We start from the raw sequence: 7853 nt of genomic DNA, 5'->3' as shown, positions 1-7853 counted from the left end.
GAGTTGATGAAGAGAAAAAAAAAGCCTAGAACCAGATAGATTACTGACCTTTTCATTATCCGGTGGTGCCAGTAACTATAAGCACCTCTTCAAGTTTTCTAAAGTCAACAGATGTTTTAATCTCTATGGTCTTAAAGAAGGCATCATCATCCTTCTCAACCTTAATAACCTCACCAACCACAATGCCCTTGGGAAAAATTCCGCCTATGCCTGCTGAGACTACCATATCACCTATCTGAACATCTTCAAACTGCTGCACATATTTAAGGATGAGTTTACTATCACCTTTACCCTCTGCAATACCCTTGACCCTTGACCGCTGTATCACCACATCTATAGCGCTCCTCGGGTCTGTAGCAAGCATTACCTTTGATACCGCAGGATACACATCTACTACTCTACCAATAATACCGCTTGACGAAAGGACTGCCATGTTTTTAGTAATGCCATCTTCTATGCCCTTATCTATAGCCATAGTGCGAAGCCATCCGTCATTATTTAGCCCTATCACATTGCATACCTTAAATGACAGAGGAACCGTTTCTGCAAAAGAAAAGAGGTCTTTTAATCTGTTATCAGTAAGGAGTTTCTCTTTAAGGGCATTGTTCTCCTCTTTTAATCTTGTAATGTTAGCATTTAATACCTCGTTTTCTGTTTTCAGGTTGACTAAATGTATGTAATTATTCCACATATCAACTGTGCCATCTATTATGTAATTAAAACTTGATATGAACGGGGCTGTCATCAATGTTACAACCCTGCCTGTAATGACAGAAACATCCATGCCTTTTATATTTGAAGATGCAATATGGAGTGACAGGATCAGAAATATTACAGATGCTGTTATAATGGAATATTTTTTTAGAAAGGTCAGCATATTAAAATACAGGTTATAGGTAATGGGTTATAGGCAATAGGAAAAACCTAGAAAAGATTTGTCCTTTATAACCTATAGCCTATAGCCTATCACCTGTCTTTATCAAAACGGTATTGTCACATCCCTCAAGATGTTTATATTATCCAGTGTCATACCAGCACCTCTGACAACACACCACAGCGGGTTCTCTGCAGTCATCACAGGCAGTTTTGTCTCTTCTCTTAAAATTACATCCATATTCTTTAAAAGGGACCCGCCGCCAGCAAGCATTATGCCCTTGTCAACAAGGTCTGCAGCAAGGTCAGACGGGGTCTGGGCAAGGACTTCTTTTATAGCATCTATAATAGAATTTATAGGCTCTGTCAATGCCTCCCTTATCTCGTCATCACATATCTCCTTTGTTATTGGTATACCTGTCACAAGATTTGTGCCTTTTATTTCCATGCTCTTTTTTTCCTCATCAGGCATTGAAAGTCCCAGAGTTATCTTTATATTCTCGGCAGTTCCGGTACCGATTGAAAGATTATACTTTCTCCTTATATACTGCACGATTGCCTCATCCATTTTGTCTCCTGCAATACGGATAGACTTGGCACGGACTATGCCTGCAAGGGATATTACTGCTATCTCTGTTGTGCCGCCGCCTATATCTACAATCATATTTCCTGACGGCTCTGTTATTGGAAGCCCTGCACCGATTGCTGCCGCCATAGGCTCTTCTATCAGATACACCTCGTTTGCACCTGCTGATACGGCCGATTCCCTCACTGCCCTTTTTTCAACCTGAGTGATGCCTGACGGGACACCTATAATTATCTTGGGACGTACAAGGAATGTCCTGTCATGTGCCTTCCGTATAAAATACTTCAGCATCTCTTCGCATACTTCAAAATCTGCTATCACGCCGTCTCTCATTGGTCTGATAGCCTCAATATTCCCGGGGGTTCTTCCAAGCATTGCCTTCGCCGCTTTGCCAACCGCAATAACCTTCCTACCCCTTCCATCCCTTTTTACTGCCACAACAGACGGCTCATCACAGATAATGCCTTTACCCTTTGCATATATGAGGGTGCTTGCTGTTCCAAGGTCTATAGCAAGGTCATTTGAAAAAAGTCCTAACAGATAATTTAAAAACATGCTGTATTACTCCTTTTTACTTTGCTTCATTTATATGAGGTAAAATTATAAACAAAAAATATTATGTATAGCAAGGCAATTCTATCTGTATACTGCTCTTATATATGCGTTATTTTCTTACATCAAGTATGCCGGTTAAAACCTCTGCTATAAATATGAAGAGAAGTGCAGAGTAAAAGACAAAGAGCAGAAACATCATGAGTGTCCCAAGAGAACCATAAATAAGGTTTAGGTAACTGACACTGCCCATATAAATAAAAAAGAGTTTTTTGGCTATTTCCCAAAGTATTGCAAAAGATATACCGCCTGCAAAGGCAAGGGATATTGGTACTTTTCTTTGAGGTAAAAATTTGTAGGCTGCTGTCACTGTGATGGCAACCATTACAGGAGGGGCATATCTTACAAGGAAACTCTCAATGAATGGACTTAGTAGAGTTACAAATACATGAGGCAAGAGATTATCCCTTATGAGTTTTAAAAATAAACCCAAAAGAAATGATACGGTGAAAAATATAATACTTAAGAGGAATATACCCCATGCAATAATATAGGAAAAGGCAAGCCACCGTTTTTTCTCTACACCGAATATCTTTCTTATAACCTTTTCTCCCTCTGCCAGCACCATGTGTGCTGTCCATAAAAGGGAGAGGATACCAATGCTGCCGAGAAACCCTTTTTTTTCAATCAAACCATAGATACTTTCCTCCATCCTTCCTGCAATAAAAGGGAGAACTTCCGTTGTCCATTTTAGCCACTGGATAGCAGCATCCCTGTTTTCACCTATAATCTCACCAATAACTGCCATACCAATAAATGTAAGAGGGATAATAGAAAGCAGCATATAAAACGCAAGTGCAGCAGAGTATGTAATTATCTCATGCTCAAATAATCTGCCTGATACTAACTTGACAAGTTTTAATATGGAAAAGTTTTTTCGTCTGTACTTTACAGCCATTGCAAGCAACCTTGTCTATGGTCTCTTTTCTTTATGTGCAGGGTTGCCAGAAAATGCTACTAGCATTTTCTGGTTTACGGACTGGGCATACTGAGCTGGGGACAGCCCCTGATGGTTTCACCCAAAAAAAGCAGTTGCATTTTTCGGGTTCATTCAGGGGTCAAATCTGTCCCCAATTTCTTGGAATGTTTAGGTGGTCCCCAAAAATCAAAGTCTATTTTTGGGGTGCATATCTGTTCTTATTTTGTCTTTGGTTTTAAGACCTCGCCTTCAAGAGACACACTTGCCTGTATCCTCTCAAAAGCATCGGACAGCGCATCATTCAGCGTCTTTTCAAAAACCTTTTGGTCAAACAATACGACTGTCTTTGGCTCCGAAACACTCCTTATAACAATAGTAAATTTGCTCCCATCTTTAACATTGGTTATATGTATCTTTAATCTGACGCTGCTTTTTACCTGTGTCCAGCCTGTAAGAGATGCAGCATCTATCTTTAATTCCTCTATGCTCCCGCCTATAACAAAATGAGGCGGGGTAGTCCTAAACTCTTCAGAGGTAACACCCCTGCTTGTCATTGATACATCTAAACCACTTTTCTTTAAATACTCCAGTAAGGCAAGACTTACAGATTCATATACAGGTTTTGCTGTTACAACTGTATCAATATCTCCAAAAAGTTTTTCCCATTTCCCAACACCTGTTTCTTTCCTTACATCTTCAATGGGTATGAGGACAGCCTTCCCCCCGCTAAAAACAGGAGGTGTCTGCCTTAAGGCATCATAACGGACATCCACTATATGTATCCCTTTACCCGTGCAGCCTGTCAGGATAAAAAGGGAAAGGATAATAATATAAAGCCATCGGGTTTTATTGTCTTTCATCTTTGCCTCCTATTTATGATTTCAGCGTAAACTTTATTCTATAACAAAATGCACCCTTCTGTTTGCCTGCCAGCAATCCTCATTATGCTCTGTGCAGAAAGGTCTCTCCTTACCGTAACTTATGGTAGAGATTCTGGTTGGGGCTATACCGCTCTTCAACAGATACTCTTTGGCTGCCTGCGCCCTGCTCTCACCAAGTGCAATATTGTATTCTGCTGTCCCCCTCTCATCACAATATCCTTCTATTATTATTTTGAAAGATGTGTTCTCCTTCAAATATCCTGCATTTTTTTCCATGATTAGTTCTGCCTCATCACGGACATAGAACCTGTCATAATCAAAAAATATATCCTGAATCCCTTTGACAATCTCTTCTGGCTTTGCAACCTCTGGTTCTACAACTCTGGCAGCAGGTATTTTTTCTTCTTTTATCCTTTCTTCAATAATAGGAGGAAGCACCTTTTCAGGCTTCTTTATTTCAACGGTGTCTGGTTTTGGCTTTGGTTTCTTTGCTGCTTCAACAGGTTTTGCCCTGACAGTGTCATCCAGCAGTATCCTTGAATCAACAAACTTTTTAGCACATCCTACAGATGACAGTAGGACTAATATCGCGATAATGCTTGTTATAAATGAAAGTCGTCCCCTCATTTTCAGCACCTCCTATCTCTTCACTTTTATTGATTTTGCCTTTACCCGCAGATTCCTATCGTATACCATATTTACCTTATCTCCTGCCAGAATATCCTTTAAACCAGCCTGTTTTTTACCGATGGTTATAACTGTATCATCTTCTACAAAGGCACCTACAATAATGTCCAATCCCTTTGGATTTTTTGCCTTAATCACTATAGTATTAGGGCTGGCATTCGTGTCTGTAGCAACAACATGTCCATAGACCTTCTTTGTGACTATATTCCCTGCATTTATTGGAGATGCGATAGATAACACAAGCAAAACACCAAAGATAATTTTTAGCATTGCATTACCTCCTAAAAATAGACTTTTATTTTACGGTTACTTCCTTCTTATTGCTTATTATCATATACTTTATTCCAAATCACCTTATAAATCAACACAAATAATGCGTGAATATAAAATTATCAAGTAATGCGGGAAAGGATTTTTTCGCCAGTCTCGCCTTTCTCGCATCCTCATCATTTCACCTGTATAAACGGCATTGCCCCGCCCGTAACACTGGGCAGTTTTCCATCCCATTTTTCTATAGCCTTTTTCTGGTTTTCTATCTCTCTGAGTTTAAGGAGTTGCTCTGTTATCTCCTGCCTCTGAATCTTTAACCCTTCTGCCTCAGCCTTTGCCTGGCTGATCTTCTGTTCGTTTTCCACCCTTATCCTTTCAAGGTCATTTTTTGCCCTTGCAACATGCTGTTCTGCAATCTGCTTTGACTCTATTGCAGTATTAAATGCCTCGCTGAAATTAAAATCCGCAATAGAAAGTTCAACAACCTTGATATTAAAAACAGCGAGCCTTTCTGCCAGTTCTGTCCGTATGGCAGACTTGACCTCGTGTCTCTTTGCTATCAACTCCTCTGCCGTATATTTGGCGGTTACTGCCTTGATAACCTCCTGAACTGCAGGCTGAATCACCTTGTCTTCAAATGCCGCCCCTATCTTTTGATATACCTCGTCAACTGCCTCAGGCATGAGGTGATAATTAGTGGCTATTGTAGTAGAGACTATCTGAAGGTCTTTTGATGCTGCATCAGCCTTTGCTACATTCTTCTGCACCTGAACATTTATCTTTATAACACTGTCTATGAAAGGCATCTTGAAGTTCAACCCTTCTGGAAACACCCCTTTTTGCACAGCGCCCAATCTTACAAGCACACCTCTTTGACCAGGTCCTACAATAGTCCATGGCCCACCGCCCATCAGTAATAATAATAGAATGACACCCACTGCAATTATAGGGAGCTTACCGAACCCTCCCCCGACACCTTTTACCATGTCTATTACATCCTGCACATTTTGCGGCTGCTTCTTGTCGTACATATTTGTTACCTCCTTTTAGTTAATGGTTATCGGTTTCCAGTTGGCAGTTTGCATAACTGCCTACTGCGTAATATTATCCTCCTTTTCCACCACTTTTCCATCTCCACTGCAAAGAATACTACAGATGACAGGACAATAGATATAATAAGTTCATTTGATGTAAGAGGTTCTGTTTTGAATACAGGCTGCAAAAGTGGCACATAGATAGTTGCCATCTGCAGAATAAATGCAAGGAGAACAGAATAAAGCAAAGGTTTATTGGAAAATATGCCCTGTGAAAACAAAGACTCCTTTTCCGAACGAATCGCAAGGACATGACCAAACTGTGAGAGACACAGGACTGTAAATACCATTGTCTGCCAATGACTGCTGCCTGAAGTAATTGCCCATGACTGGGTTATAAGGGTGATACCTGCCATAAGGAGTCCGACCCATAATATATGCTGCCACATGCCTTCTGCAAAAAGCCCTTGTTCAGGGGGTCTCGGCTTCCTCTTCATAACATCCCATTCTGAAGGTTCAGCACTTAATGCAAGTGCAGGGGCGCCATCTGTAACAAGGTTTATCCAGAGTATATGTATAGGCAAAAGCGGTATCGGAAGCCCAAGAAAAGGCGCCAGAAATACAGTCCATATCTCGCCTGAATTGCTGGTAAGAAGGTATTTAAAAAATTTTCGTATATTATCGTAGATTCTTCTACCCTCTTTTACTGCCTTGACAATTGTAGCAAAGTTGTCATCAAGAAGGAGCATATGCGCCGCCCCTTTTGCCACATCTGTCCCTGTCCTGCCCATCGCAACCCCTATATCAGCCCTCTTTAATGCAGGGGCATCATTTACACCATCGCCTGTCATTGCTACAAACTGCCCCTTATCCTGAAGGGCCTTCACAATCTTTAGTTTCTGTTCAGGCGCAACCCGGGCATAAACTCTTATATGAAGAACCCTTTCTTCAAACTCCTCCAATGACAATCGCTCAAGTTCCCTTCCAGTGATTATAGTCTTTAAATCATCTTCAACAATGCCAAGTCTTATTGCTATTGCCCTTGCAGTAATCGGATGGTCACCTGTTATCATAATAGGAATTATGCCAGCAGCCTTGCATAATGCAACTGCCTCTTTTGCCTCCTCTCTCGGCGGGTCTATAATGCCAATGAGCCCCAAAATTGTAAGCCCTGTTTCAACTTTTTCCGGGGTAGTATCAGATGGTAAAACCTCCCATCTTCTCATCGCAACACATAAAACCCTTAAACCATCTGCGGACATCCTTTCGTTTATTCTGTTAATCTCCTCTGCATCAATGGTCTCTAGTCCATTTGATGTCAAAAGGTTTGAGGATTTTTCTATCAAAACCTCAATTGCCCCTTTAGTAAATGAGATATATCCATATTTTTCTTCTGACTTCTGACTTCTGACTTCTGACTTCTGATGAATTGTTGTCATCATCTTTCTGTCAGAATCAAAAGGGATTTCTGCAACACGGGGAAATTCCCTCTCCAGTTTTTCTTTATCAAAGCCTTTTCCCTTTGCAATGTTATACAAAGCAACCTCTGTTGGATCCCCTATGATTTTACCGTTGACATCTGTATCGGCATCATTGCTTAATGCAAGGGCAGAAAACAGTAAGGAACGAGGAGTTGAGAGTTGAGAGTTTAACTCCATAACTCCTAAACTCTGAACTATTTTCCCATCCACCCAAATCTCTTCAACCTCCATCTTATTAAGCGTAAGTGTCCCTGTCTTATCAGAGCAGATGTATGTTACAGAGCCGAGTGTCTCAACTGCCGGGAGTTTCCTTATGAGCGTATTTTGCTTAATCATCTTTTTTGCGCTAATGGCAAGGGAGATTGTTACCACAGCAGGAAGTGCCTCAGGGATTGCTGCAACAGCAAGGGAAATGGCTGTAAGGAGCATCAATAATGGCTGTTCCCCTCTCATAATTCCGATACCAAAAACAACTGCACATATGGCTAATACAGCAATAGCAAGCCTTTT

Annotated in this window: 8 protein-coding genes; all 8 read right to left on the bottom strand. The window is 40.9% G+C overall.

Annotated elements, in window-relative coordinates; genetic code table 11:
• Positions 1 to 55: 55 nt before the first annotated feature.
• Complete coding sequence (gene mreC / locus HZC45_07440) at positions 56 to 877, bottom strand: rod shape-determining protein MreC (protein ID MBI5682980.1); 822 nt, start codon at positions 875 to 877, stop codon at positions 56 to 58.
• A 102-nt stretch (positions 878 to 979) separates the two neighbouring features.
• Positions 980 to 2014: a rod shape-determining protein gene (locus tag HZC45_07435; GenBank protein ID MBI5682979.1), complete on the bottom strand. Its 1035-nt coding sequence runs from the start codon at positions 2012 to 2014 to the stop codon at positions 980 to 982.
• Positions 2015 to 2123: 109 nt separating this feature from the next.
• On the bottom strand, positions 2124 to 2969 hold the full coding sequence (locus tag HZC45_07430; GenBank protein ID MBI5682978.1) for a YihY/virulence factor BrkB family protein: 846 nt from the start codon (positions 2967 to 2969) through the stop codon (positions 2124 to 2126).
• Between the two features lie 239 nt (positions 2970 to 3208).
• On the bottom strand, positions 3209 to 3850 hold the full coding sequence (locus tag HZC45_07425) for a hypothetical protein (protein MBI5682977.1): 642 nt from the start codon (positions 3848 to 3850) through the stop codon (positions 3209 to 3211).
• A 33-nt stretch (positions 3851 to 3883) separates the two neighbouring features.
• Positions 3884 to 4498 carry a peptidoglycan-associated lipoprotein Pal gene (gene pal, locus HZC45_07420; GenBank protein ID MBI5682976.1) on the bottom strand — a complete coding sequence of 205 codons (615 nt, stop codon included), beginning with the start codon at positions 4496 to 4498 and terminating at the stop codon, positions 3884 to 3886.
• 12 nt (positions 4499 to 4510) lie between these two features.
• Positions 4511 to 4828 carry a hypothetical protein gene (locus tag HZC45_07415; protein ID MBI5682975.1) on the bottom strand — a complete coding sequence of 106 codons (318 nt, stop codon included), beginning with the start codon at positions 4826 to 4828 and terminating at the stop codon, positions 4511 to 4513.
• 176 nt (positions 4829 to 5004) lie between these two features.
• Positions 5005 to 5814, bottom strand: a complete 810-nt coding sequence (locus HZC45_07410) for a prohibitin family protein (protein ID MBI5682974.1) — start codon at positions 5812 to 5814, stop codon at positions 5005 to 5007.
• A 71-nt stretch (positions 5815 to 5885) separates the two neighbouring features.
• Positions 5886 to 7853: cation-translocating P-type ATPase (locus tag HZC45_07405; protein MBI5682973.1), on the bottom strand; the 1968-nt coding region annotated here is incomplete at its 5' end.

It is taken from the genome of Deltaproteobacteria bacterium (genome assembly GCA_016223005.1).
GTDB lineage: Bacteria > Desulfobacterota > GWC2-55-46 > UBA9637 > GWC2-42-11 > JACRPW01.
The sequence above is the reverse complement of the archived record's forward strand: the minus strand, read 5'-3'. Positions and strand labels throughout refer to the sequence as shown.